Below are 23,744 nucleotides of genomic sequence, written 5' to 3' on the forward strand. Positions count from 1 at the left end.
TATTTGTGGCGTAGATGCGGCGTCGTGGGGCAAGAGTCGGCCTGATTGTGTCGCGAACTCTTCTCCATACAAAAGCGGCATCATTGCTTAGTGTTTTGGGCGAGTACACTACCTTATTTAGCATGGATAACCAATGTTAAAAATGTAAAAAAAGCCAGCAAAAATGCTGGCTTTTTTTGGATGTTTCGGCATTAGCCTATCACTTTGAGCGGGATTACATGCCCAAGAAAGACTTAGATTTGGTCTTACGGATTTCTTTTTCGTCAGACCATTCGATAAGACCTGTTTCTAAGTCCATTAGACGCATAGTCATCTTGTAGTAAACGTCTTTGGTGCTGCCATCTTGCTTAACGATGCTTGATAGATTGCCATACAGCATGTACTGGGCACCGATTTGACGACCAAACTTGATGGCGGTTGATGGGTCAACCATACCGGTATTGTTTTGGTAATCCAGTTGCTTACGAACTGAATCGACTTTTGTCATGTCGATAAAACGGAACTTGCCTGAGCGCAATAATTTGTTGCTGATAGAGTCGGTTACTGACTCAGTATCGATATGCTCAGAGGTTTTGTTTTTGATGCTATCGACAAACAAAATTGGGCGGTTGTTCGCTGTCATGGCCACGATAGGTGGGAAAGTCATCATGCTATCAACCATTTTAGCGGCAATGGCTTGCAGATCCGTTGAGCCAAAGTTTTCGTTAACGGTTTCAACCTCTGTGGCATCACCATACTCTACTTTAGATTGACATGCAGCCAGACCCATCACGGCAGCCAGCACAAAAATCAGTTTAAATTGTTTCATAGTCAGTTCCATTTTGTGATTGTAAAAACTTAATGACACTCGTTTTATTCAAACATTCACCGCTCGGTTAAATGATTATTGAATAAATTCGGGTGTAATTACCAGTATCAATTGCCCAGACCAAGGTGGTCTTGCCTGCGGCAACGTCAATTTTGGCCGGTGGTGCTTTATCCAATTGCAGTGTGTATTCGCCAGGATTGAGATAACGCCTGCCAATTTGTGCCTGTTTCGGCAGTGTTAACCAACTACGGCGATCCGCCTGTTCGGTAACAACGTTAAAAATCTGCATAGCAATACTGCCAATATCGGCGGCATTATTGCCGGGTTTACCACTTTTTTCGACTTGATAAGCCATTTCCGATTTGGCATAAACCCTTGCAACTTGGCGGACTAAGGTTCCGGGTAAATCTTCTTTCAAGGCGGTAATCGCTAAGGCATCAATATTGGCGATAGGTTCAGTTTTAAGCACTGTGCCTAAGCCCTGCACTTGAGTCTCTGGCACATAGCTATTGTTTGGCCCATAGGTCGCTAGAGACACGGTTTGCCAGTTGCCATGGATAGTGAAGGGCACTGTGAGCGCTTGTTTTTCAGGGACAAAGCCCTTTTCGACCATCAACACTACTTGGCCTTCACCTGCTTTGGGTAGCTTGGCATCGCCCCAGCGCTTTTTAAACTCATCGTATTGCGGCATGCCGAGTTGTTTGGCAAGACGCACTAAATCCTGTTGCAGATACGTGTTATCAGGAGTGATTTGTGCTGCTTTACGGTAATCGATAAAGGCATCGTTTGGTTCACCAAGCACTTCGTGTAGTACGCCCGTCGTGTAATAGCTATAAGCATTTAGGAAGGAGCTGGTGACAGTGCCTGCCGCTTGCCCAAGTTTATTCACTTCGGCATCGATCGTACCATTAGCCATAGCTTGTACCGATTTTTGCGATTTTTGATAGCGTTCTTGCTCAGAACTTTGCAATTCGTTACTACGACGAACTTCCACTAGCGCGCCTTGATAGTCGCCGCTGAATAGGTAATTGAGCGCCTGATATTGGTGCAGCATAATGCGCTCAAAGCCCGGGCCGCGGTAGGGAATCGCATTGTCATTTAACACTAAGCTTGTCGCCGTCGCGCCGATATCGCTGGCGCTAATCTTGGCTTTATCATCAAAGGCGGTGTAGGCCGCCACCGCTTGCTCGTAGTATTTTTTACTGCTGGCAAAATCCCCTGCAACTTGAGCGATGCGCCCCGCTTCTTGAGCGTAAAGCAAACCGTCATTGCCTTGGATATTACTGGCTAATTTGTCGATATCCGCCATGGGCGTCGCGGTATTGAGATCTTGTTTGATTGGCGCGATTTGTGCCGGATAATTGATAAAAATACTGTTATAGGCACAGCCGCTCGAACCTAAGATGGCGGTGAGCATCAATGTGCTGATGGTGGGTCTGATAAAAGAGTGAATGAAGGTGGTGTTCATGCCTGTGGGTTACCTTCTTGTGCCATTAGTGTTTGCTGTGGCATTTGTGAACGCTCAAGCAAAGTGATCCCTTGAAGATGATCGAATTCATGTTGGAAAATACGTGCAATAAAACCCGTTAATTCGGCGTGTTGCCACTGTCCCGCTAGGTTTTGATAGCGCACAACTATACTGTGGTGACGCCAAATGGTAAACCGTTGTCCTGGGACAGATAAACAGCCTTCCTCACCTTTTTCGAGTTGTAAAGATGCCAACTCGATGTGTGGATTAACCACTACAACGGGCTCCATTAGCGGTGCATCGGGGTAACGCTCGTTTGGCCGTGATGCCATGATAAATAGCGCTAGCGGGCTGTGCACTTGTGGGGCAGCGATACCGACGCCTTTTGCCTCTACCATGCTTGCCACCATTTGCGATGCTAACTGACTGAGCGTTTTATCAAAGTCGCGTACTTCAATTGCCCGTTGTTTTAAAATGGCTTCCCCTACCTGGGCAATCGGTAGCGGCTGACAGGAGTGTTGTATCTCATTTTTAAACATCGCATTCCCTGGATATTTAGTCTTCATCGTTTGGCTGACGATTTTAGTTCGTTATTAATAATGGGGTGGCGGCGTTTCTTCAGCTTGGGTAGCAATATTGCTCGGCTCCATTGCCTGCAACTTGCCAACTAATAACTGGATCTGGTGCTGTTGATGGGCCACGAGTCGATTCAGCTTAATCACCTCTTGGTTTAATTCTTCGACAGTGAGTTCTTGAAAAGCTAATTTAGTTTGCAGCTCTTCAATTTGTTGTTGTACACCTTGCATGGCTAACCTCTATTGTTGCCAAGTCTCAACTAAGCCTTGGCTACTGATACTAACGACTTTATTGGTATCTCGAATTGCCACAGAGTATACAACGGCTCCTCGGTTTTGGCTGTTTTTCGTCAACGCAATTTGCCATTGTGCAATAGGTTTACCCGAACTGCGTTGCCAGAGTATGACTTCGCGGGCGGGAGTTCCCGTTAATAACTGCTTGTCTTGCTCAGTAAAACGTACTGCTGAAAAGGTCATTTGGCGACGATTAATTGCTAATTGATTTAAAAGTTTACCGGTTGAGTTGTCCCAAATTTTTGCTTCATTCGTACTGCCATTGGTAAAGCTTAAACTACCACTGTCGTTCAGTGCCACCTTAGTCACCCGGCTACCAAGATCCCAAGTGTGGATTGGTTGTCCGGTTTGTGCCTGCCATAAAATGGCCTGCATATCATTTGACCCTGTGAGTGCGATGCGACCATCCGCCGACAGTGCAACCGTATTGACGCGTTCTTTATGGCCTAAGAATTTAATCAGTGCCGTTTTTGCCGCATTCAGAGACATTACGCTGCCATCGTTTAAACCAATAAGCAAAACCCCATTGTTGGCTACCGCAACACTTTCTCCCGATGCGGGCAGTGACCACCAACCTACGGATTTTCCGTCGGCTATTGTCCATAGTGCTACTGAATCGCGGCTTAACGATGCAGCGAACTCTCCATTAGGTGAAATGGCTGTGCTGGCTACGCCTGTATTAAGGTCGCCATGCACCCATTGGTATTTAAGGGTGTGCTGGGTTAAGTCCCAACATTGGACTCCTTGATTCTGAGTCGCGACAATTGCGAGAGTGCCATCACTCGAGAGACTTGCACTGTAAGAAGGGTCTTTTGAGAGCACGCGAATATCCTCGGCTTTAGGATAGCAAGCCGTCAAAAAAATCGTGCAAATTACCAGCAGTAGGGTTTTCTTCATGAACTTGCTCCTAAAGTTGGTGTCTCTAACTCGGTAGAGTGAAATTAATCACAGTTAACCCATAAAGAATCTAGTTGGTATAACCCAGATAACTAGTATAAAGTTGTCGCGCTTAGGTTATTGTAACCGCTTGAGGATGCTGAGGAAGCTTTAATGAAATCGATTTATAAATTATCGTTAGTTGCATTGGCTGTTATTGGCCTATCTGCTTGTAATCAAGAAGAAAAAGCAACAAATGCAAGCGCAAATGTTGAATTAACGACAGAAGCACAAAAAGAAGCCTACAGTGTGGGTGCTTCAATCGGTCGTTATATGTCTGGTCATATTAAAGAGCAAGAAGAATTAGGCCTACCAGTTGACCGCACGCTGATCGTGACAGGTTTTACTAATGGTTTGAATGATCAGCTGAAATTAACTGAAGAAGAAATGCAAACCATTCTTCAAAGTTTAGACAAAAAATTAAACGATAAGCGTACAGAACAAGCTAAAGCCATTGCGGCGAAAAATCTCGAGGATAGCAAAAAGTTCCTTGAAGAAAACAAAGCTAAGCCAGGCGTAGTCACCACTGAATCAGGCCTGCAATACGAAGTACTCACTCCTGGTTCAGGTGAAAAGCCAGCGGCTGAAGACACGGTTGAAGTAGATTACGTAGGTACTCTGATTGATGGCAAAGAGTTTGATAGCTCTTACAAACGTGGTGAAACGGCTAAATTTCCATTGAATCGTGTTATTCCTGGTTGGACCGAAGGCGTACAGTTAATGCCTGTTGGTGCTAAGTACAAGTTTGTTATCCCTGCAAACTTAGCTTACGGTGAACGTGATACTGGAACGATTCCACCAAACTCAACGCTGATTTTTGAAGTTGAGTTGAAATCAATTGAGAAAGCACAAGCTGCACCTGCTGCTGAACCTGCTAAGAAGTAATTTTTAGTTACAGTATGCTTTTATAAAAATACCGCCTTTGGGCGGTATTTTTTTATGCTGTTAAATCCTACTTTTGTTTTAATTCATTAGCAAACCGAGTTATAACAGGCTATTTAGCTTTGTTAGTGTTTTATTTTGCTATTTGAATAACAAGATATTGCTGTATCAATAAGCCATTATTTTAGAACGATGGAAGACTGATTAAGTTTTAAATGAATAACGCATATTTAAAGCAACAAATTTAATACGCTTATTCAGAATGGCATGTTTAAAAATATCATAAAAATATCATATTTTTTTTGCGATTATTATTTGTTCACTTAGGTTAACTAGGGGGACTAGATGTCTTTTTCTTACTTATTGTTTTATCGCTATTTAATAATTTTGTGTTACGGCACTGTTCTGAATGTAAGACAATTTACTCTGTAAAATTACATTTCCATCAATATGTTATGCATGCATAGTGAGATCTTGCCCCCTTTTTTTAGCCCTACAACTCTGGAATAATCCGCCCGCACGTTAATAAAAATTAGCGGCAATATTATAATAATGGGGTTGTTGATATGGAAAATGTTAATAAGTTGACAGCTATTTCTTTAGCTGTAGCCGCGGCGTTGCCTATGATGGCAAGTGCTGATGTCATAATCACCGAGTATGTTGAAGGTAGCTCTAATAACAAAGCTATCGAATTGTATAACAGCGGTGATGCGGCAATTGATCTCACAGGTTATAAGCTCGTTCGTTATAAAGATGGCGCAACAGATGCGTCAGATATGCAAGTATTAGATGGCCAGAGCATTGCGCCTAAAGCCACTAAAGTGATTCTCAATTCAAGCGGTGTTATTACCCTGCTACAAGGCGTCGATAGTTTTTCTGGTAGCTTAAGCTTTAACGGTGGTGATGCTGTCGCTTTGGTTAAAGATGGCGCCGTGGTTGATATTATTGGTGATGTGCCAACGCCAGTCGGTTGGGGACTCGATGTTACCCTTAAGCGTAAACTAGACTCATTAGTCGCAAATACCGTCTTTAATGCTGCCCAGTGGGAACAATTACCTAAAGATACTTTCACTGGTCTTGGTTCTCTGAATACGCCAACCGCACCAGAAATACCTGTATTTAGTTGCAGTGGCGCGAAAATTGTTCCTATTTATCAAGTACAAGGTGCTGGCGAATCTAGCCCTTATGTTCCTCAAGGTGCATTTGAGTCTGAAACTGAAGTGACGGTTCGCGGGGTGGTGACTGCCCGTGGCGAGAGTTTGTTCAAAGGTTTTTATTTGCAAGAAGTGAAGGGTGATAACTCGCCATATACTTCCGATGGTGTATTTGTCTTTTTAGGTGAAACACCGCCAGCAGCGATACAACCTGGGGTTGAAATCTGTGTTCAGGGTAAGGTCAAGGAATACTTCGGTCTAACCCAAATTGATATTAAAACCGATAAAAAATTTGAAGTGGGCGCGAAGGGGGAAGTTCCTGTCGCAGCGCCTTTCTATGTTGCCGAGGGAGAAACGTTAGCGCAGGCTTTAGAGCGTTATGAAGGCATGAACGTGCTATTAGATGCGGGCAGTGATCTGAAGATCAGCCGCACCTTTAGCTTCGACTATGCGGGCAAGCGTAATAACATGTTGGTGTCTTACAAAGAACCCTTGATGAAGCCAACCCAGTTATACCCAGCGCTTTCTCCAGAGGCAACGGCATTAGTTAAATCTAACCTAGAAAATCAGCTGTTTATCGAATCCGATTACAAACCTGCTGACGGTGTAATTCCTTACTTCCCTGACTTTAATGCTGAAACAGGTTATATCCGCGTCGGTGATCAATTGACCAATCTGCAAGGGGTGATTGGTTATAGCTACGGGGCTTACCGTTTAGTGGCTACGAACACTATTACTGCTGGCGATTTTATCCGCGGCGATGATAGAACAGATGCACCAAGTGTGGCGACTAAAGGTGATATCCGTGTGGCCAGCTTTAACGTACTGAACTTCTTCAATGATGTTGTGGGTGGTGATACTAACCCATCGGGTGGCAACCGCGGCGCATTGACCGAAGAAGAAATGCTGTTACAACGTGCGAAAATCGTTAGTGCCATTACTGCCATGAATGCCGATATCGTTGGCTTGATGGAAATTGCTAACAACGGTTTTGGCGAAAAGAGCGCGATTAAGAACTTAGTCGATGCCTTAAACGAGAAGCAAACTGCTGAAAATGCTTACAGCTATATTGAAATCGCCGATGAAGATAAATACGACGGTAAGTACTTCGGTAGCGATGCGATTACCGTTGGTATGCTATACCGTGCGGGTAAAGTAAGCCTTGCAGGTGCCGCTCGTACTATTGATACCCCAGAGCAACATGCGAGTGCAGGCAGTGTGACTCGCATTAAAGAGGGTAAGACTGAGACTAACCCAGGTAACGACGCTTACCAACGTCACAGCTTAGCGCAAACCTTTAAGATCCATAATGAAAATCTAACCGTTGTTGTTAACCATCTTAAATCAAAAGGCTCAGGCTGTTTGGAGGATTGGGTTAACTTCGAAGAGTCTGTTGATCCTGCGGATCAGCAAGGTAAGTGTAATGCTTTCCGCGTGTCAGCAGCTAAAGTGATCGGTGAAGCGTTGAAAGACGTAAAAGGCGATTTACTGGTTATCGGTGATATGAATGCCTACGGTATGGAAGATCCTATCCGTGTATTGACCGACTTCGATGCGAGCAAGTCTGATCGTGCAATCATGACCGCCTCTTGGACAACCTTAAATGGCAAAGTGTTTGAACGCCAAGGCAGCAAGATTGAGAAAGGTTATGGTCTTATCAATCTCAATACTAAAGCTCACGGTACTGGAACTTACTCATACAGCTACAATGGTGAGTTAGGCAACCTTGACCATGCCTTGGCAAACACTAGTCTCGCCAAGCGTTTAGTCGATATTGAAGATTGGCATATCAACTCTGTGGAGTCTACCCTGTTCGAATACGGCAAAAAATTCTCAGGTAATCTCGTAAAATCTGAAAATGCGTTTTCTGCTTCAGACCATGACCCTGTGATAGTTGCATTAAGCTATCCAGCACCTGTTGAGCCACCAAAACCTGAGCCAAAGCCTAAGGATGATGGTGGTGCGCTAGGTTACTTAGGCTTAGCCTTGTTATCACTATTTGGATTACAACGCCGTCGCCGTTAAATACGTGTTAATACGCTCACATCTTATTTTGTGAGCTAAACTCAGAGCTAAGGGATGGTTTTACCATCCCTTTTTATTGAGCTGGTTTTATCGTGTTTTCATCGTATTTCATGGGAATGAGTCTTGAGCCCAACGGAGAAAAAGATGGTTGTGAGTGCACCCCTGCATTCCATTGGTGTTACCAAGGCACCATTGTGGTTTTACGTTATCGCAGTCGTTAGTTTGCTTTGGAATATCATGGGTTTATTGGCTTTTGTTATCCAAATGACTATGACGCCAGACGCCATGGCGCAGATGAGTCCTGATCAGATTAAGCTCTATGAATCGACACCCGCTTGGCTCAACTTTGTGTTTGGTTTTGCGGTGGTTTCTGGCGTTATCGGTTGCCTGTTTCTACTGATTAAAAAAGCCTTCTCTTATAAAGTGTTGCTCGCGTCACTGGTGGCGGTACTGGTGCAGATGGGTTATGTATTTGGGATTCAGCAGGCGGCAGCGGTATTGGGCACTGATGCTCTTGTGATGCCAAGTGTAGTGATCCTTTGGGGGATTTTCTTAGTTTGGTTTAGCCGTTTGGCTGTCACAAAACATTGGTTAAGTTAGTCGTAGCGTTTCCTTGCCGTACAGAACTGGTTAAGCGATGGCTTATGTGTTGAACTTCAGTCACTTCTTAGTAAACTGCTAGCTGGTTTTCTTTACTAGGATGTTGAAATGAGTATTTGGTTTAGACCGGTAAGCTTAGAGGATTGTGCCCGTTTAGATGCTGGTATGGGGGGCAAAGGCACCTTGATGCAGACCCTAGGGATTGAGATCAGCGAGATTGGCGATGACTTTATGAAGGCGACTATGCCTTCCACGCCCGCCGTACATAATCCCTTAGGCATTGTCCATGGGGGCGCGAACGTTGCCTTAGCCGAAACGGTTGCCAGTTATGCGGCAAACTTTGCGGTGGATTTCGAGCAATATTATTGTGTTGGACAAGAGATTAACGCCAACCATTTACGTGCTTCACGTAATGGCGTGCTAACCGCAACGGCAAAACCCATTCATCTGGGGAAACGCAGCTCGGTATGGGAAATCTTAATCCATAATAGTGCAGGGGAGTTGACCTGTATCTCACGGATGACAGCAGCGGTAGTTAAACGCTAATGCAGATTAACCAACCTGTTTCAATGTATAAATCGATAAATAAGGTTTTAATATGGATAGTGCAATGATTTGGGAATGGGTTGGTTATTTGGCGTCTGTGGTAGTAGCTATCTCTTTGATGATGTCAAACATCAAGAAGTTACGTTGGTTGAATTTGCTGGGGGCTACACTGTTTGTTGCTTATGGGATGGCGATACAGGCTTATCCTGTTGCAGCGGTTAACTTTTTTATTGTACTCATCGATGCTTATTATCTTGTTGTTATCTACCGTGAGCAGCTAAGCCAAAAGTAAGTTTGGAGGTTGGTTTCGATGCAAGTCCTAACCAATCTGCTTATTTTTCATACTTTTAATTTTAGTCCTCAGTGTAAAAACTCATATCTTCCATCAGTCGGGGATACCCTTTAATGGGTTTTACTCTCCAGATATTAAACAATAATACTGTCTGCACTTAAGTGATGACTGTGAGTATTTCTTAGTCTTAATCTTTAAAATAGATTATTTAAATCTGTATTAATCGTTTTATTAGATTTCATCTTTTCTCTATTCTAGCTCCATCGACAACACGTCGCCTGCCAAGGAGATAAGCCATGGCTACTATTTTCGATTTAATTGAATCTTGGATTCACACTAAAAAAGACTAAGGAGCAAGATATGAGTCAACAGTATTTAACCAGCCAGAGCGGTTCCCCTATTGCAGACGATCAAAACTCGTTGTCAGCGGGTGAACGTGGTCCTTTACTCCTACAAGATTGGCATTTAATTGAAAAGCTTGCTCATTTTAACCGTGAGCGTATTCCTGAGCGTGTAGTACATGCTAAAGGGACTGGTGTATACGGGACTTTTACCCTCACAAAAGACTTAAGTGATTACACCATTGCTGACCATTTCAATGGTGTGGGTAAGCAAACTGAAACCTTCGTGCGTTTCTCAACCGTTGGCGGTGAAATGGGCTCTGCCGATGCCGAGCGTGATCCCCGTGGTTTTGGTCTGCGCTTCTATACTGCTCGTGGTAATCACGACATAGTGGGTAACAATACGCCGACTTTCTTCCTGCGTGATGGCATTAAGTTCCCGGATTTTATCCATACTCAAAAGCGCAACCCATTGACTAACCTTAAAGATCCACAAGCGATGTGGGACTTCTGGTCATTAAACCCTGAAGCCATGCATCAGGTGACGATTTTGATGTCAGACCGTGGTATTCCGGCAAACTATCGCCAAATGCACGGCTATGGCTCGCATACTTTCTCGTTCTGGAATGCTAAAGGCGAGCGTTTCTGGGTGAAGTTTCACTTTAAATCGCAGCAAGGCGTAGTGAACTTAACTAACGAACAGGCTGATAAGTTAAAAGGGATTGACCCTGATTCATCACAACGCGATATGGTGGTGGCGATCACCGATGGTAACTTCCCTCGTTGGACGGTGAATGTGCAGATTATGCCTGAAGCTGATGCCAACACTTACCATATCAACCCATTTGATTTAACTAAGGTTTGGCCACATGGTGATTACCCATTAATTGAAATCGGTGTGTTAGAGCTGAACCGTTTACCGCAAAACTACTTTGCGGAAGTCGAGCAAGTGGCCTTAGCACCGAGTAACTTAGTGCCTGGTGTAGGCGCATCACCTGATAAAATGTTACAGGCACGTTTGTTCGCCTATGCCGATGCACAGCGTTATCGTATTGGCGCGAATTACAACCAATTGCCAGTAAACTGTCCACATGCGGCTAAAGCCAATCATCATCAACGTGCAGGCGCAATGGCAGGAACTCAATGTCCTTATCATGGCAGTCAAACAGGTGGCGATGCTTCAGCAAACTATGGCCCTAATAGCACTGCGGGCGCCTTGGTAGAACCAGCAAACTTTGCTGAGCCACCACTGCGTTTAGATGGCGAAGCGGCGCGTTACAGCCGATACAATCAGGATGATTACACCCAAGCCGGTAATTTGTACCGCATCTTAAGCGAAGATGAAAAAGCCCGCTTAGTGGAAACCATTTCAGGCTCACTGCGTCAAGCGAGTTTAGATGTACAGCAACGTATGCTGGCACATTTCCAAAAAGCTGATGCTGATTACGGTCAACGGATCCAAACCGCATTAGGGCTATAAGTTAATCTACTAACCCATAGCAAAGGCCTGTGATATCACAGGCCTTTTAATTATTTAAAATTCAATTGATTAGTTGAATTAATAGATTAAGGTTGCGACCCCAAGTAGGGCAAACAAAATCGCGCAGCCCCTGTGGATCCACTTCATCGGTAATTTTTCGGCACTAAAATGGCCCGCAATCACCACTGGCACGTTCGCCAGCAACATACCCAAAGTGGTACCTGCAACCACCATGGCTAAGGCATCGTATTTTGCGGCTAACACGACAGTCGCGATCTGGGTTTTATCGCCCATTTCGGCAATAAAGAACAGAATAAAGGTCGCGACAAAGGGGCCCATTTTATAGAAACGGCTTTCTTCAGCATCCACTTTGTCGGGGATTAACACCCAAAGGGCAATCGCGAAGAAGGAGGCGGCAACCAAGTAACGCGCTACATCAGGACTCACCCAGTTAATGGCCCATTGCCCAAGCCATGCGGCGGCAAAATGGTTAAACAGGGTTGAGAGTAAAATCCCCATAATGATCGCGGTTTTATTTTTAAATCTTGCAGCGAGTAAGAGGGCAAGCAGTTGAGTTTTATCGCCAATCTCGGCGATAGCAACCGTAAAGGTTGAGGCGAGTAACGCTTCCAAGTGTGATCCTTTTAGGGGTGGTTTTTGACATAAGCACAATAGACCGTCCACCCCTAGGTGCGGTTATTGTGCTCAGGTCTTGCAAGACAAATCGATGATTTGCTGTGAACACCATGGCATGTGGCCAAGTATGTTGATGCTCACCCTAGATATTGATGACTCAAAATCCAGTTAGCTACTCCCCCGAAGCGAGGTGGGCATTATACCCAAGTCGCGATCCGTTTCAAGGTTAAACTTATCAAGATTAAAAGCATAAAATCTGGCAGGTGCCAAAAAAATACCGTTCTATATTCTGTAATTCATTGAATTGTAATAATTTAATTTTTGACAACGTTGTCTTTTGTTGTTAGTTTAGCCGCATCTCAGTCTTTGAGTTACATCCTGTTAACTTAATCAATTGAGATCCACCGTATTGGGCAAACTAATTGAAAAATTAGGACGCAAAGCCTCCGGTCTAAGGTTGTAAAAGGATGTTAACTAAGATAGCGGGGTTGCTGTAGAATTCAGCGAATATATTGAATTCTTTAAAAAATAAACGGCTTTGCTTAATGCTGTTTTGCCTAAATACCACTTTTATACCAATGCCAATCTTTTATTGAATGGCCCCTACGGAGTACATTAAAGTGGAACATCTGACTGCTTTTTCTCAATCAACTGTCCCTAAATTTGCAATTCCTAAGTTTACTCAGTTAAGCCTCGTTGCATTAGCCTTGACTGCCGGAAGTTCGTTGCTGAGCCAAACGGCATCGGCTCATGGTTATGTTATATCACCAGAGTCTCGCTCCTACGCCTGTAAAACGGTCAGCAACGTCAACTGTGGCGCCATTCAGTGGGAGCCGCAAAGTGTTGAAGGTCCTTCTGGATTCCCTGAGTCTGGCCCTGCTGACGGTAAAATTGCTAGTGCGGCAAATGGGGCATTTTCTCCTTTGGATGAACAGAGCCCAAGTCGTTGGTCTAAGCGCGATATTAAAGCGGGTTGGAATGACTTTTCTTGGCAGTTTACTGCTAACCACGTTACCCGCAATTGGCGCTACTATTTAACTCGTCAAGGCTGGGATCAAAATCAAGCTCTGAGCCGCGCAAGCTTTGACTTAGCCCCCTTTTGTGTGATCGACGGTGGCATGGTGCAACCGCCAAAGCTAGTGACTCATAATTGTTATGTGCCTGAAGATAGAACGGGTTATCACGTTATCTTGGCCGTGTGGGAAGTGGGTGATACCACCAACAGCTTCTACAATGCCATCGATGTAAACTTGAGCTCAGGCGCTGTGGTGCCGGGCGAGTGGACCGATATTGGTGATATTAATCCGTCACTCGATCTTAAGGCGGGTGATAAGGTAATGACACGGGTGTTTGATGCTAATGGTGAACAAAGCGCTAAGCAAACCCAAATTACCATTGCCGATGCAACCCAAGGTGCTAAGCAAAATTGGCCATTCCTGTTAGCCAGTGCCATTAATGCTCAGCAGCCACAACTTAAAGCTGGGCAGAAGAATGCGGCTGGTGTGATTTCACCTGTGTATGGCAAAAATGAGATTTTTGCCGCGCCTAAGTCGGGCTTAGAGCGAGTGGAAGTGAGCTTTGATATTGCGCCAGCACCGGGAAATCAGCTTAATGTTACCTCCTTGGCCGATGATTACACCATTGTTGATGGTGCGGCGCAGGTCAGCTTTGATGTGAGTACCAATGCGGATATGCAGGTTTCGGCCTATTTATTTAGCCACGATGGCACCGCAGCAGGTTATGTGACGCAGGCGGTAAACAATACCAGCGCGAGTTTTGTGTTGGATGTCGTTGCCCCTAAGGCAGGACATTATCATTTACAAGTGAAAGCCGAGCCTAAACAAGGTGAAGTTATCCAGCAAAACTTTGATCTTTTCCTAAAAGATCAAGCCACTGCACCGGATGCTGACTTTATCTTCCCTGAGGGGATAAAAAGCTATGCAGCGGGCACTAAAGTGCTACAACCTAAAACTGGTAAAGTCTATCAATGTAAACCTTGGCCCTACAGTGGCTATTGTGTGCAATGGTCACCAACTGCAACGGGTTTTGAACCAGGCGTAGGTAGCTCTTGGACCATGGCTTGGACTGAGCTGTAATTTAACATTTTGAGTGATTGTTAAATTCAACGGAATGGACTTAAGCATATGGAAGGTGTTTAAGTCCATTATCAGCGCGTTTGTGATGTTGCAAAGGCCAAATTAACCTTACGATGATTTTAATCGCGCATTTGGCGTATTTTCACAAAGGTAGCGATTTTGTTGGTTTGTATGTTTTCGTTTATCACTGCGCTATTGAGTTGTTACCATTAGGCGCGCCTTCTATCTTTGTTCACAACTGGCTTGCCCACTGGGATTGGCTCTGTTAATGTCCCTAGCTATCTTCTATTACGCGCGTTGTCGCTGTTTTGCTAAGGCAATCACGGTTGAAATTAATGTCACTTTTCTGCAAACGATTTAGTTAGCCTCAATGGCTACTGGGTTGAAATATTCAAAAGCTATTGGGGCCAATTGATCTGCTCTATTGAGATCGGATTGGATGCTTTAAGTTTAGTGACGCTTTTCGTTTGAGATTGCTGTTGGCTTAATCACAGAGTGCGCAAGGCTTTATCCTTCAAATCTACTCAAAAACCTTAAAAAAATAATTAATACTTGAACAGGATAATTGTGTGAATTCAAAAATGTTAGGCTCGATAGCCATCGTCGCGGGAACCGCCATTGGCGCGGGAATGTTAGCCTTACCCTTAGCCACGGCTGCGTTAGGTATGATCCCCGCTATTTTATTGATGGTGGTTATTTGGGGGCTGTCAGCCTATACCTCATTGTTAATGCTTGAGATTAACCTTCGTTCTGGTGTGGGCGATAATGTCCATGCGATTACTGGCAAATTACTCGGTAAGAAAGGCCAAATGGTGCAAGGCGCATCGTTTCTTAGCTTACTCTTTGCCTTAACGGCGGCGTATCTAACAGGAGGCTCATCGCTATTAGTGCTCAAAGCGCAAAATATGTTTGATATCGTGTTAGATAACCAACTTGCGGTGGTGTTATTCACCTTAGTACTGGGCGGGTTTGCGGCATTAGGCGTGGCTTGGGTCGATAAAGTGTCGCGCTTTTTGTTCTCATTGATGATTTTATTGCTGATTGTTGTCGTGCTGTTTTTATTACCTGAAGTCAGTATTTCCAGTATGGCAACCAATGCGATAGCGCAATCCTTGACCAGCAGTTGGATGGCGGCGATCCCTGTGGTATTTACCTCCTTTGGTTTTCACGTGTGTATTGCAACCTTAGTGCGTTATTTAGATGGTGATGCCGCCTCGCTGCGTAAGGTATTGTTAATAGGTTCAACGATTCCGCTTGCCTGTTATATCTTTTGGTTGTTAGTGACCTTAGGCACTGTGGGGGGCTATGAAATCAGTGGCTTTAATGGTTCTTTGCCAGCGCTTATCAGTGCGTTACAAGAGATTGCCCATACGCCTTGGATCAGTAAATGTATTTCGCTATTCGCGGATTTAGCTTTAATTACCTCTTTCCTCGGGGTGACCTTAAGTTTGTATGATTTTGTGGCAGAACTCACCCGCGCTAAGAAGACCTTTTTGGGGCGGACGCAAACCTGGTTATTAACCTTTGTGCCGCCATTGTTATGCGCGCTCTATGTGCCCGAAGGCTTTGTTGCCGTATTAGGCTTTGCTGCGGTGCCGCTGGTGGTGATGATTATTTTTCTGCCGATTGTGATGGCGCTACGTCAACGTCAAGCCGTGCCCCAAGGATACCAAGTGTCAGGCGGAACATTTACCCTTGGACTTGCAGGTCTGTTGGGAGCCATCATTATTGGTGCTCAGCTATTTGTCGCACTTTAAACTGCGGCAATTGAGCACATTTAAACTTGTAGTGCTTAGTTAATGTATTTGCTTTGTAAGCGAATTTTTCTGAGTCTGTTATAAAGTGCGTACGATATGCTAAAGTCAGGCTCTGTGCCTGACTTTTTACTTTCTGGCTGTCGGGTAAGTGATTCACATCATACGTAGAAATAGCCTCGCAAGCGCTCGGCTTTCTTTATCAAAACGGACTTAAGACAATGAAAAAATGGTTACTCTCAGTTGCTGTGGCGGCGAGTTTTGCTTCCCATGCTGACGAAGGTATGTGGCAGCCCCATCAATTGCCCGCAATGGCCGATGAACTCAAAGCGAAAGGCTTAGAAATTGATGCTAAATCAATCTCTAAACTTACCGAATTCCCGATGAATGCCGTGATAAGCCTTGGTGGCTGTACGGCATCTTTTGTATCACCCAAAGGCTTAGTGGTGACTAACCATCACTGCGCCTATGGTTCGATTCAATACAATTCTACTGCTGAGAAAAACCTGTTACAGGACGGTTTTTTAGCTAAAACCTTTGCTGATGAATTACCCGCAGCCCCAGGCTCACGGGTATATGTGACTGAAGATGTGACTAATGTTACTGAGCGCGTTAAAGCTGGGCTAGAAAACAAAACGGGCCGTGAGTTTTATCAAGGGATTGAAAACCAAGAGAAAGCTCTCGTTGCCGAGTGTGAAAAAGACGAAGGCTATCGTTGCCAGGTGTATAGCTTCCACGGTGGCTTGGAATACTATCTGGTTAAACAGCTAGAAATCCGCGACGTGCGTTTAGTCTACAATCCTGCGGGCAGCGTTGGTAAATACGGTGGCGATATCGATAACTGGATGTGGCCACGTCATACGGGCGACTATTCTTTCTACCGCGCCTATGTGTCTAAAAATGGTAAACCCGCAGAATTTAGCGCTGACAACGTGCCCTACGAGCCAAAGAGCTTCTTAAAAGTCTCTGCTAAAGGCGTAAGTGAAGGTGACTTTGTGATGGTAGCGGGTTACCCCGGCCGCACAAATCGTTATCGCACCGCGACTGAAGTTCAAAATGAGTTTGAGTGGGCTTATCCCGAAGGCAAAATGCTGCGTGAGCGCTTTATTGAAATCATTAAAGCAACTGCGCCAGAGGGCAGTGACGAGCGGATTAAGTATGAGAGCCAAATCGCGGGTTTAGCAAACTATGCTAAAAACTTCACTTCGATGATCGAGTTCTACGGCAAATCGACTATGTTGGCCGACCGTAAAGCCCTTGAGGCTAAACTGGCTGAGTGGATCGCTAAAGACCGCAGCCGTGAGGCTAAATACGGTAAAACCTTAGCCGAATTAGATGCCTTGATTGCTAAGAGCAAAGCGCACCAAGAACGGGATATGATTTTAAGCTACATCAGTAGCACCACTATGTTACCAACGGCGACGAATCTGTACCGTTTAGCCCATGAAAAGCAACTGCCTGATATGCAGCGTGAACCAGGCTTCCAAGACCGTGATATGACTCGCTTTAAGGCAAGCATGGAACGTATTGATCGCCGTTATGCCGCGAGTGTCGATAAGGCCGTACTCTTAGATATGCTAAAACGTTATGCCGCGTTACCTGAAGCGCAGCGTTTACCTGCGATGGATAAAGCCTTTGGTATCGATAACAAGGTTAACGAAGCTAAGCTTGCTAAAACCTTAGATAAAATGTACGCCAAAACCGAACTCGGTAATAAAGATGTGCGTTTAGCTTGGATGGAAAAATCGGTCGACGATTTTAAAGCCTCTAAGGATCCTTTTATTCAATTTGCGGTGGCCATGTATGACACCAATATGAGCGAAGAGAAGAAAGAAAAAGAATTAGACGGCGAGATGATGAAAATACGTCCGCAATATATGGATGCCATCATTGCCTATAACCTTGAGCAGGGTAAGCCCGTTTACGCCGATGCGAACTCTAGCCTGCGTGTTACGGTTGGCCATGTAAAAGGTTATTCGCCAAAAGATGGTTTAGTGGCTGTGCCATTCACTCGCCTCGAAGGCATAGTGCAAAAAGACACGGGTATTGATCCATTCGATGCACCGAAAAAGCAGTTAGAGCTTATTAAACAGAAGCAATACGGTGATTTCTATATGAAATCCATTGATTCTGTACCAGTTAACTTCCTGTCGACCTTAGATACCACCGGTGGTAACTCTGGTTCACCGACCTTAAACGGCCGCGCTGAATTAGTGGGTCTGCTGTTCGATGGTGTATATGAAAGCATTATCGGCGGTTGGGCATTTGATAATGAAATTAACCGCTCTATTCATGTCGATAGCCGTTATATGTTGTGGGTAATGAAATATTTGGATGGTGCCGACAATCTCTTAGCTGAGATGGAAATCGTTAAATAATCCATTGCCGGATTAGCGTCACTGCGGTCAAAGCAAGACAATAAAAAGCGATAAACCCATAGGGCTTATCGCTTTTTCATTTTGAGATGATAAAACGACCCAATGCCTGCGTATGGTCAAAAGCGGTTTGGGATAGATATTCATTAGGTTGAGTTGCACACGCCCTAGTGCTCGCTAAATATCAAGCCATACTGGCTTTCGTTGCATTCACTCAACGAGACAGTAAATAGAAACTAAAATTGATACTGGCTTAGGGTTTCTATTAGGGACTAATTCAGCAGTATTCAGTTTGAATTTAGCCCTAAATGTCTTGTGGTGTAGCGCTGATGTATTCACCTAAAGTGATCGATAAGATAAGAAGACCTCTACAGCTTTGGTGGCACAAAAAATAGTGTGCCACTTCACCCTTAGCAGATGATCAGTTCTTAAAAATTTGGACAGAATCATCTATCTCTGCGGGTTCTTCCTGCATAACGGGTGGGTTGGCGATATGGTCGTCTAAATTATCACTCAGCATTTCACGGTATTCTGCGCTAAACCAGTCGAGTGCATTGTCTTTTTCTGCACCTAAATCGGCTGATTTAATCGCCGCTTCAAAAGCGTTAAAACGGGCCGCCGCAAAACGCAGGGCGGTACCTACTTTGCCTACATCACCTTCTTGCTGGCTTAGCTGATTGGCTAAGGCAATAAATTGATCGGCAAGTTCAAAAATAGTGGTGTTGCTCGTGTCTGTCATAGCGCTTACTCAAAATAATTTATTGGTGGGTGATTCTATCCTAATTTCTATGGGAAAGAATCGCTAACTCTTAACTATTGGGATCTAAGTCTGTTGTGACGGTTCCCGTTCTTGAATCGTAATAAATGGATAATTTATCGTTAGCCCGATAAAAATATCGGCATTGATTAGGGTTGAGATAACTGGCTTTATAGTCTGTTTCCGTGGCATCAATATTGAGTCGTGAGACGCTCGGCTGCGCATTTTGGAATAACACTTCCCATACAGAGACACAGTCTTCCACATTATCTAATGAAGGTGATGCCTCATTGCCATAAATATAGTGTTGGGCAGGCCAACCGTTAGCATTAAAGTCCACTTGTTCAGATTGTGCTGTGCCAAATACGGGCAAATCTTCCTTGGGGCCTGAGCCTACTTTCACTGCCCAAACTGAACGCGCTAAATTTAAACCGGATTTAAATCCTGCGCCTGCGGCTTTGACTGTAGCGATCTGCGCATCTTGCTGCACATTGATAAACTTGGGCAAAGCCACAACGGCTAAAATTCCAAGCACAATAATCACTACAACGAGTTCAATTAAGGTAAAGCCTGCGGATTGTGGACTTGAGCCTTGTAAGCGGTCGCGGATCATTTATCTGAATGAATAGGGGATAAGTGCCGACACTATAGCACTTAATTGGTGGCATTTTAACTTGAACTATCAGCAGTTCAGGCGAATTAATCGTACAGTGAGCTTGTCATGGTTGCTTATCACTTTTAAGCTAACGGCATTGTAACTTAAGTAAGAGAAACTGATTTTGGCGACTTGGCAAGCATTTATCGACCATCAACGTACGCAACCTTACTATCAACAGCTGATCGCATTTGTGAATCAACAGCGAGAAGCGGGCAAAGTGATTTATCCTCCGAAAGAGGATGTGTTTAATGCATTCAAAACAACGCCGCTCGAGCAAGTGCGTGTAGTGTTAATTGGTCAAGATCCCTACCATGGCCCCAATCAAGCCCATGGTTTATGTTTCTCTGTGAAACGAGGGGTTAAACCGCCGCCTTCGCTTGCCAATATGTATAAAGAATTGGTTAACGATATTCCGGGATTCCATATTCCCAACCATGGTGATTTAACGGCCTGGGCTGAACAGGGGATTTTGATGCTTAATACTGTCCTCACGGTAGAACAGGGGCAAGCGCACTCCCATGCCAATGCGGGCTGGGAAATTTTTACGACGGAAGCGTTAAAGCTGCTTAATGAGCAGCAACGTCCAATTATCTTCGTGCTGTGGGGGAGTCATGCCATCAAAAAAGGTGCTGTGATTAACGCGCCACAACACCAAATTTTATCGGGACCGCATCCATCACCTTTATCGGCGTATCGTGGTTTTTTTGGTTGTGGGCATTTTTCAAAAGTGAATCAACTACTGATGGCTCGGGGCGAAGTGCCGATCCAATGGCAGGTTTAAGTTCCATGTTGTAAAGAATGCTAAAAATAAAAAGGCCTTGCGAAGCAAGGCCTTTTTATTGATTGTTCACAACAGCTTAGTGGTTGCGATCTACTGATATTTTCGCCAGTGAGACTAATGCGGTTTTAAAATCACTGTCAGGTAATGCCGCAAGTGCAGCAATCGCCTTATTTGATTCCTCAATGGCCTTTTGCTGAGTATAAGTGAGCGCGCCGCAATGATGCAGAGCGGCAACTATCTTCTCAATCGCATGGGTACCATCACCTTGCTCAATCGCATGACGTATAAGCTGCTGCTCTTCTTCTGTGCCATGGGCAATGGCATAGATCAGCGGTAAGGTCGGTTTGCCTTCGGCGAGGTCATCACCGATGTTTTTACCTAACTCTTCACTGTCGGCGGTGTAGTCGAGCAAATCGTCGGTCAATTGGAAGGCTGTACCTAAATACTTCCCATAATCGCCCAACGCCGTTTCTTGTTCAGGTGTGGCGCCCGCTAATACCGCGGCAAGTAAGGTTGCGGCTTCAAATAGCTTTGCAGTCTTACAGTAAATCACCCGCATATAGCTTTCTTCGGTAGTATCTGGGTCATTACAGTTCATTAGCTGTAATACTTCGCCCTCAGCTAATACGTTGGTGGTATCGGCTAGTACCCGTAATACTCGCATGTTGTCGAGTTCAGTCATCATTTGGAATGAGCGGGTATAAAGGAAGTCACCCACTAATACACTGGCGCTATTTCCAAACAGCGCGTTGGCGGTTTCGCGGCCGCGTCTGAGGGTCGATTCATCGACCACATCATCGTGCAGTAATGAAGCGGTATGAATAAATTCAATAATCGCGGCAAGCTTAAGGTGGGCTTCACCTTGATATTCGACGGCGCGAGCGGCGAGGACGGATAGTAAAGGACGAAGACGTTTACCACCACCATTGATAATGTAGAAACCTAGCTGGTTGATCAGGGCGACATCTGACTCCAGCTGTTTATAGATCAGCTGATTGACTGCTTGCATATCAGTGTCAGCCAGTTGACGAATAGCGTTTAAATCCATAATAGACTCTGGTTGTGGGGCCATTACGTACCCGGCCTGTATTTTAGGCTCACGTGTTATATAGAATGAATTTTACCTAAAATTCTGACATATGACAGTACTCACACTACTAATGTGCGAGTTATTCCGGCCTTTTTTTATTCTTTCCTAATTAGGGCTTGCCAGATAAGGATTCTTCGCGTAAACTCCGCGCCCATTGTCAATAAAGTTTTTGTAGCATCCTGCCCCCAAGAATGTGGGCCAGCATGTTAGGAATATCGGAGTAAAATAGCTATGTACGCTGTTTTTCAAAGTGGTGGTAAACAACACCGTGTAGCCCCTGGCCACACAGTTCGTTTAGAAAAATTAGAAGTTGCTACTGGTTCAACTGTTGAATTCGATCAAGTTTTACTGATCGCTGACGGTGAAAAAGTGCACGTTGGTGCTCCTTTAGTGGCTGGCGGTAAAGTCGTTGCTGAAGTAGTAAGTCATGGTCGTGGCGAGAAAGTAACTATTGTTAAGTTCCGTCGTCGTAAGCACCACGACAAGAAGTTGGGCCACCGTCAGTGGTTCACCGAAGTTAAAATTACTGCTATCAACGCATAATAGGAGTCTAACTCATGGCACATAAAAAAGCTGGCGGTTCTACTCGTAACGGCCGTGATTCAGAAAGTAAACGTCTAGGTGTTAAGCGCTTTGGCGGTGAATCAGTTCTAGCTGGTAACATTATCGTTCGTCAACGTGGTACTAAATTCCACGCTGGTGTAAACGTGGGTATTGGTCGCGACCACACTCTGTTTGCTCTGACCGACGGTAAAGTAAAATTCGAAGTTAAAGGTCCTAATAACCGTAAGTTTATTAGCATCGAAGCTTAATTTTCGAGTCTAGCTTATACTGTAAAGCCCCGCCTTTGGTGGGGCTTTCTGTTTTTTGTGCTTCTACTTACCTACGTTTCTGGAGCGATTTGATAAATCTTTATCAAATTAAGGGCGTTGACTGGTAAGATTGGGAGCAAGTATCTCGAGTTTTTTGGCGACCGATGAAGTTAAACGGTATAATTCCTTCATTCAGTGATGCCAGGAGTAAGTATGAAGTTTGTCGATGAGGCAGTAATTAGGGTCGAAGCAGGCGACGGCGGTAGCGGTTGCGTGAGTTTCAGACGCGAAAAATATATCCCTGATGGTGGTCCTGATGGTGGTGATGGTGGTGACGGCGGCAGTGTGTATCTAGAGGCCGACGAAAACTTCAACACCTTGATTGAATATCGTTTTGAACGTTTCCACATGGCTGAACGCGGTGAAAACGGTCGTGGCCGTGATTGTACCGGCCATAGCGGTAAAGATTTGATTTTAAAAGTACCTGTGGGTACTCGTGCGATTGATCATGACACCGAGGAAGTGCTTGGTGATTTAACTACCCATGGCCAGAAGTTATTAGTGGCAAAAGGTGGTTTCCATGGTTTAGGCAATACTCGCTTTAAGAGCAGTACAAACCGTGCGCCACGCCAGAAAACCTTAGGTACACCGGGTGAAGTGCGTAGCTTAAAATTAGAACTGCTATTGTTAGCCGATGTTGGCTTGCTTGGTATGCCTAATGCGGGTAAATCGACCTTTATTCGTGCAGTGTCTCGTGCGACACCTAAGGTTGCGGATTATCCCTTTACGACATTAGTGCCTAACCTCGGTGTGGTTAACCCACGTCCAGGCCAAAGCTATGTCATCGCAGATATTCCTGGTTTGATCGAAGGCGCGGCAGAAGGTGCGGGTCTGGGTATTCGCTTCTTAAAGCATTTAGAACGTTGCCGTATTCTGTTACATATCATCGATATCGAGCCAATTGATGGCACAGATCCTGTCGACTCTGCCCGTGCAATCGTCGGTGAGCTTGAAAAGTATTCGCCAAAACTGGCAAGCAAACCTCGTTGGTTAGTCTTCAATAAGGCAGATCTACTGCTCGAAGACGAGCTAAAAGAGAAGGTTGACCGAGTTGTTAAAGAGCTTGGTTGGGAAGGTGAGGTTTACACTATTTCCGCCTATGGCCGCGATGGTACTAAGGAATTATCGACTAAGCTGTGGGATTTCATCCAAAGTCTTCCTCCTGAAGATAAAGATGCAAATCCAGACGATGAAGTCGAATTCAAGTGGGATAATTATCATCAAGCTAACATTGAGTCCGTCAATGAAGATTATGATGATGACTTCGACGATGACTTTGATGATGATGACTATGATGTTGAAGTCATCTACCAAAGATAATATC

Annotated in this window: 22 protein-coding genes and 1 riboswitch; of the genes, 13 read left to right on the forward strand and 9 right to left on the reverse strand. The window is 44.7% G+C overall.

What is annotated here, in order from left to right; translation table 11 throughout:
* Window positions 1–214: 214 nt before the first annotated feature.
* The 5 genes from lpoB to L976_RS06865 form a co-directional block, all read right to left on the reverse strand.
* Window positions 215–808, reverse strand: a complete 594-nt coding sequence (gene lpoB / locus L976_RS06845) for a penicillin-binding protein activator LpoB (RefSeq protein WP_007645693.1) — start codon at window positions 806–808, stop codon at window positions 215–217.
* 67 nt (window positions 809–875) lie between these two features.
* Complete coding sequence (locus L976_RS06850; RefSeq protein WP_047535444.1) at window positions 876–2,276, reverse strand: COG3014 family protein; 1,401 nt, start codon at window positions 2,274–2,276, stop codon at window positions 876–878.
* Window positions 2,273–2,815, reverse strand: a complete 543-nt coding sequence (gene def, locus L976_RS06855; protein ID WP_047535447.1) for a peptide deformylase — start codon at window positions 2,813–2,815, stop codon at window positions 2,273–2,275. The genes L976_RS06850 and def overlap by 4 nt, the downstream gene beginning before the upstream one ends.
* Before the next feature lie 54 nt (window positions 2,816–2,869).
* Window positions 2,870–3,082 (reverse strand): SlyX family protein, encoded by a 213-nt coding sequence (locus L976_RS06860; RefSeq protein WP_037414894.1) that lies wholly within the window; start codon window positions 3,080–3,082, stop codon window positions 2,870–2,872.
* A gap of 9 nt (window positions 3,083–3,091) precedes the next feature.
* Entirely contained in the window at window positions 3,092–4,042 is a 951-nt protein-coding gene (locus L976_RS06865) for a WD40 repeat domain-containing protein (RefSeq protein ID WP_047535450.1), read from the reverse strand.
* A 153-nt stretch (window positions 4,043–4,195) separates the two neighbouring features.
* Here L976_RS06865 and fkpA point away from each other — a divergent pair, with 153 nt between their 5' ends.
* The 6 genes from fkpA (at window position 4,196) to katB (ending at window position 11,401) form a co-directional block, all read left to right on the forward strand.
* Window positions 4,196–4,966, forward strand: a complete 771-nt coding sequence (fkpA, locus tag L976_RS06870) for an FKBP-type peptidyl-prolyl cis-trans isomerase (protein WP_047535453.1) — start codon at window positions 4,196–4,198, stop codon at window positions 4,964–4,966.
* Window positions 4,967–5,529: 563 nt separating this feature from the next.
* The gene (exeM, locus tag L976_RS06875; protein WP_047535455.1) at window positions 5,530–8,142 is read left to right on the forward strand and encodes an extracellular exonuclease ExeM; all 2,613 of its coding nucleotides are present in this window, start codon (window positions 5,530–5,532) and stop codon (window positions 8,140–8,142) included.
* Window positions 8,143–8,286: 144 nt separating this feature from the next.
* Window positions 8,287–8,742, forward strand: coding sequence for a hypothetical protein (locus L976_RS06880; protein WP_047535457.1), 456 nt, complete (start codon window positions 8,287–8,289; stop codon window positions 8,740–8,742).
* A gap of 108 nt (window positions 8,743–8,850) precedes the next feature.
* Window positions 8,851–9,288, forward strand: a complete 438-nt coding sequence (locus tag L976_RS06885; protein WP_047535459.1) for a PaaI family thioesterase — start codon at window positions 8,851–8,853, stop codon at window positions 9,286–9,288.
* 52 nt (window positions 9,289–9,340) lie between these two features.
* A complete protein-coding gene (locus L976_RS06890) occupies window positions 9,341–9,580 on the forward strand; it encodes a YgjV family protein (protein ID WP_037426164.1) in 240 nt (79 codons plus the stop codon).
* A gap of 360 nt (window positions 9,581–9,940) precedes the next feature.
* Complete coding sequence (gene katB, locus L976_RS06895; RefSeq protein WP_047535461.1) at window positions 9,941–11,401, forward strand: catalase KatB; 1,461 nt, start codon at window positions 9,941–9,943, stop codon at window positions 11,399–11,401.
* Window positions 11,402–11,479: 78 nt separating this feature from the next.
* Here katB and L976_RS06900 read toward each other — a convergent pair whose 3' ends face one another.
* Window positions 11,480–12,034 (reverse strand): TMEM165/GDT1 family protein, encoded by a 555-nt coding sequence (locus tag L976_RS06900; RefSeq protein ID WP_037414866.1) that lies wholly within the window; start codon window positions 12,032–12,034, stop codon window positions 11,480–11,482.
* A gap of 405 nt (window positions 12,035–12,439) precedes the next feature.
* Window positions 12,440–12,533: riboswitch (cyclic di-GMP riboswitch) on the forward strand.
* 124 nt (window positions 12,534–12,657) lie between these two features.
* On the opposite strand from L976_RS06900, the gene gbpA reads away from it, so the two are divergent.
* The 3 genes from gbpA to L976_RS06915 all read left to right on the forward strand — a co-directional run bounded on the left by gbpA (window position 12,658) and on the right by L976_RS06915 (window position 18,265).
* Entirely contained in the window at window positions 12,658–14,133 is a 1,476-nt protein-coding gene (gene gbpA, locus L976_RS06905; protein WP_052183973.1) for an N-acetylglucosamine-binding protein GbpA, read from the forward strand.
* Between the two features lie 581 nt (window positions 14,134–14,714).
* Entirely contained in the window at window positions 14,715–15,890 is a 1,176-nt protein-coding gene (locus L976_RS06910) for an aromatic amino acid transport family protein (protein WP_047540223.1), read from the forward strand.
* 218 nt (window positions 15,891–16,108) lie between these two features.
* Complete coding sequence (locus L976_RS06915; protein ID WP_047535463.1) at window positions 16,109–18,265, forward strand: S46 family peptidase; 2,157 nt, start codon at window positions 16,109–16,111, stop codon at window positions 18,263–18,265.
* 418 nt (window positions 18,266–18,683) lie between these two features.
* Here L976_RS06915 and L976_RS06920 read toward each other — a convergent pair whose 3' ends face one another.
* Window positions 18,684–19,001: a DUF3144 domain-containing protein gene (locus tag L976_RS06920; protein ID WP_037421448.1), complete on the reverse strand. Its 318-nt coding sequence runs from the start codon at window positions 18,999–19,001 to the stop codon at window positions 18,684–18,686.
* Window positions 19,002–19,071: 70 nt separating this feature from the next.
* On the reverse strand, window positions 19,072–19,632 hold the full coding sequence (locus tag L976_RS06925) for a pilus assembly FimT family protein (protein ID WP_037421445.1): 561 nt from the start codon (window positions 19,630–19,632) through the stop codon (window positions 19,072–19,074).
* Window positions 19,633–19,792: 160 nt separating this feature from the next.
* Here L976_RS06925 and ung point away from each other — a divergent pair, with 160 nt between their 5' ends.
* The gene (gene ung, locus L976_RS06930; protein WP_099457587.1) at window positions 19,793–20,458 is read left to right on the forward strand and encodes a uracil-DNA glycosylase; all 666 of its coding nucleotides are present in this window, start codon (window positions 19,793–19,795) and stop codon (window positions 20,456–20,458) included.
* A 76-nt stretch (window positions 20,459–20,534) separates the two neighbouring features.
* Here ung and ispB read toward each other — a convergent pair whose 3' ends face one another.
* Window positions 20,535–21,506 (reverse strand): octaprenyl diphosphate synthase, encoded by a 972-nt coding sequence (gene ispB, locus L976_RS06935; RefSeq protein ID WP_047540226.1) that lies wholly within the window; start codon window positions 21,504–21,506, stop codon window positions 20,535–20,537.
* A 273-nt stretch (window positions 21,507–21,779) separates the two neighbouring features.
* On the opposite strand from ispB, the gene rplU reads away from it, so the two are divergent.
* From rplU to cgtA, 3 genes are all read left to right on the forward strand, one after another.
* Window positions 21,780–22,091, forward strand: a complete 312-nt coding sequence (gene rplU, locus L976_RS06940) for a 50S ribosomal protein L21 (protein ID WP_011073451.1) — start codon at window positions 21,780–21,782, stop codon at window positions 22,089–22,091.
* A 14-nt stretch (window positions 22,092–22,105) separates the two neighbouring features.
* Window positions 22,106–22,360, forward strand: coding sequence for a 50S ribosomal protein L27 (gene rpmA / locus L976_RS06945; protein ID WP_007650346.1), 255 nt, complete (start codon window positions 22,106–22,108; stop codon window positions 22,358–22,360).
* A 213-nt stretch (window positions 22,361–22,573) separates the two neighbouring features.
* Entirely contained in the window at window positions 22,574–23,740 is a 1,167-nt protein-coding gene (gene cgtA / locus L976_RS06950) for an Obg family GTPase CgtA (RefSeq protein WP_047535494.1), read from the forward strand.
* Window positions 23,741–23,744 lie beyond the last annotated feature (4 nt).

Origin of the sequence: Shewanella sp. ZOR0012 (assembly GCF_000798835.1) — a bacterium.
GTDB classification, from domain to species: domain Bacteria; phylum Pseudomonadota; class Gammaproteobacteria; order Enterobacterales; family Shewanellaceae; genus Shewanella; species Shewanella xiamenensis.

Coding starts and splice junctions, on each gene's coding strand:
- lpoB (WP_007645693.1), bottom strand. CDS start 808: ATGAAACAATTTAAACTGATTTTTGTGCTGGCTGCCGTGATGGGTCTG.
- L976_RS06850 (WP_047535444.1), bottom strand. CDS start 2,276: ATGAACACCACCTTCATTCACTCTTTTATCAGACCCACCATCAGCACA.
- def (WP_047535447.1), bottom strand. CDS start 2,815: ATGTTTAAAAATGAGATACAACACTCCTGTCAGCCGCTACCGATTGCC.
- L976_RS06860 (WP_037414894.1), bottom strand. CDS start 3,082: ATGCAAGGTGTACAACAACAAATTGAAGAGCTGCAAACTAAATTAGCT.
- L976_RS06865 (WP_047535450.1), bottom strand. CDS start 4,042: ATGAAGAAAACCCTACTGCTGGTAATTTGCACGATTTTTTTGACGGCT.
- fkpA (WP_047535453.1), top strand. CDS start 4,196: ATGAAATCGATTTATAAATTATCGTTAGTTGCATTGGCTGTTATTGGC.
- exeM (WP_047535455.1), top strand. CDS start 5,530: ATGGAAAATGTTAATAAGTTGACAGCTATTTCTTTAGCTGTAGCCGCG.
- L976_RS06880 (WP_047535457.1), top strand. CDS start 8,287: ATGGTTGTGAGTGCACCCCTGCATTCCATTGGTGTTACCAAGGCACCA.
- L976_RS06885 (WP_047535459.1), top strand. CDS start 8,851: ATGAGTATTTGGTTTAGACCGGTAAGCTTAGAGGATTGTGCCCGTTTA.
- L976_RS06890 (WP_037426164.1), top strand. CDS start 9,341: ATGGATAGTGCAATGATTTGGGAATGGGTTGGTTATTTGGCGTCTGTG.
- katB (WP_047535461.1), top strand. CDS start 9,941: ATGAGTCAACAGTATTTAACCAGCCAGAGCGGTTCCCCTATTGCAGAC.
- L976_RS06910 (WP_047540223.1), top strand. CDS start 14,715: ATGTTAGGCTCGATAGCCATCGTCGCGGGAACCGCCATTGGCGCGGGA.
- L976_RS06915 (WP_047535463.1), top strand. CDS start 16,109: ATGAAAAAATGGTTACTCTCAGTTGCTGTGGCGGCGAGTTTTGCTTCC.
- L976_RS06920 (WP_037421448.1), bottom strand. CDS start 19,001: ATGACAGACACGAGCAACACCACTATTTTTGAACTTGCCGATCAATTT.
- L976_RS06925 (WP_037421445.1), bottom strand. CDS start 19,632: ATGATCCGCGACCGCTTACAAGGCTCAAGTCCACAATCCGCAGGCTTT.
- ispB (WP_047540226.1), bottom strand. CDS start 21,506: ATGGATTTAAACGCTATTCGTCAACTGGCTGACACTGATATGCAAGCA.
- rplU (WP_011073451.1), top strand. CDS start 21,780: ATGTACGCTGTTTTTCAAAGTGGTGGTAAACAACACCGTGTAGCCCCT.
- rpmA (WP_007650346.1), top strand. CDS start 22,106: ATGGCACATAAAAAAGCTGGCGGTTCTACTCGTAACGGCCGTGATTCA.
- cgtA (WP_047535494.1), top strand. CDS start 22,574: ATGAAGTTTGTCGATGAGGCAGTAATTAGGGTCGAAGCAGGCGACGGC.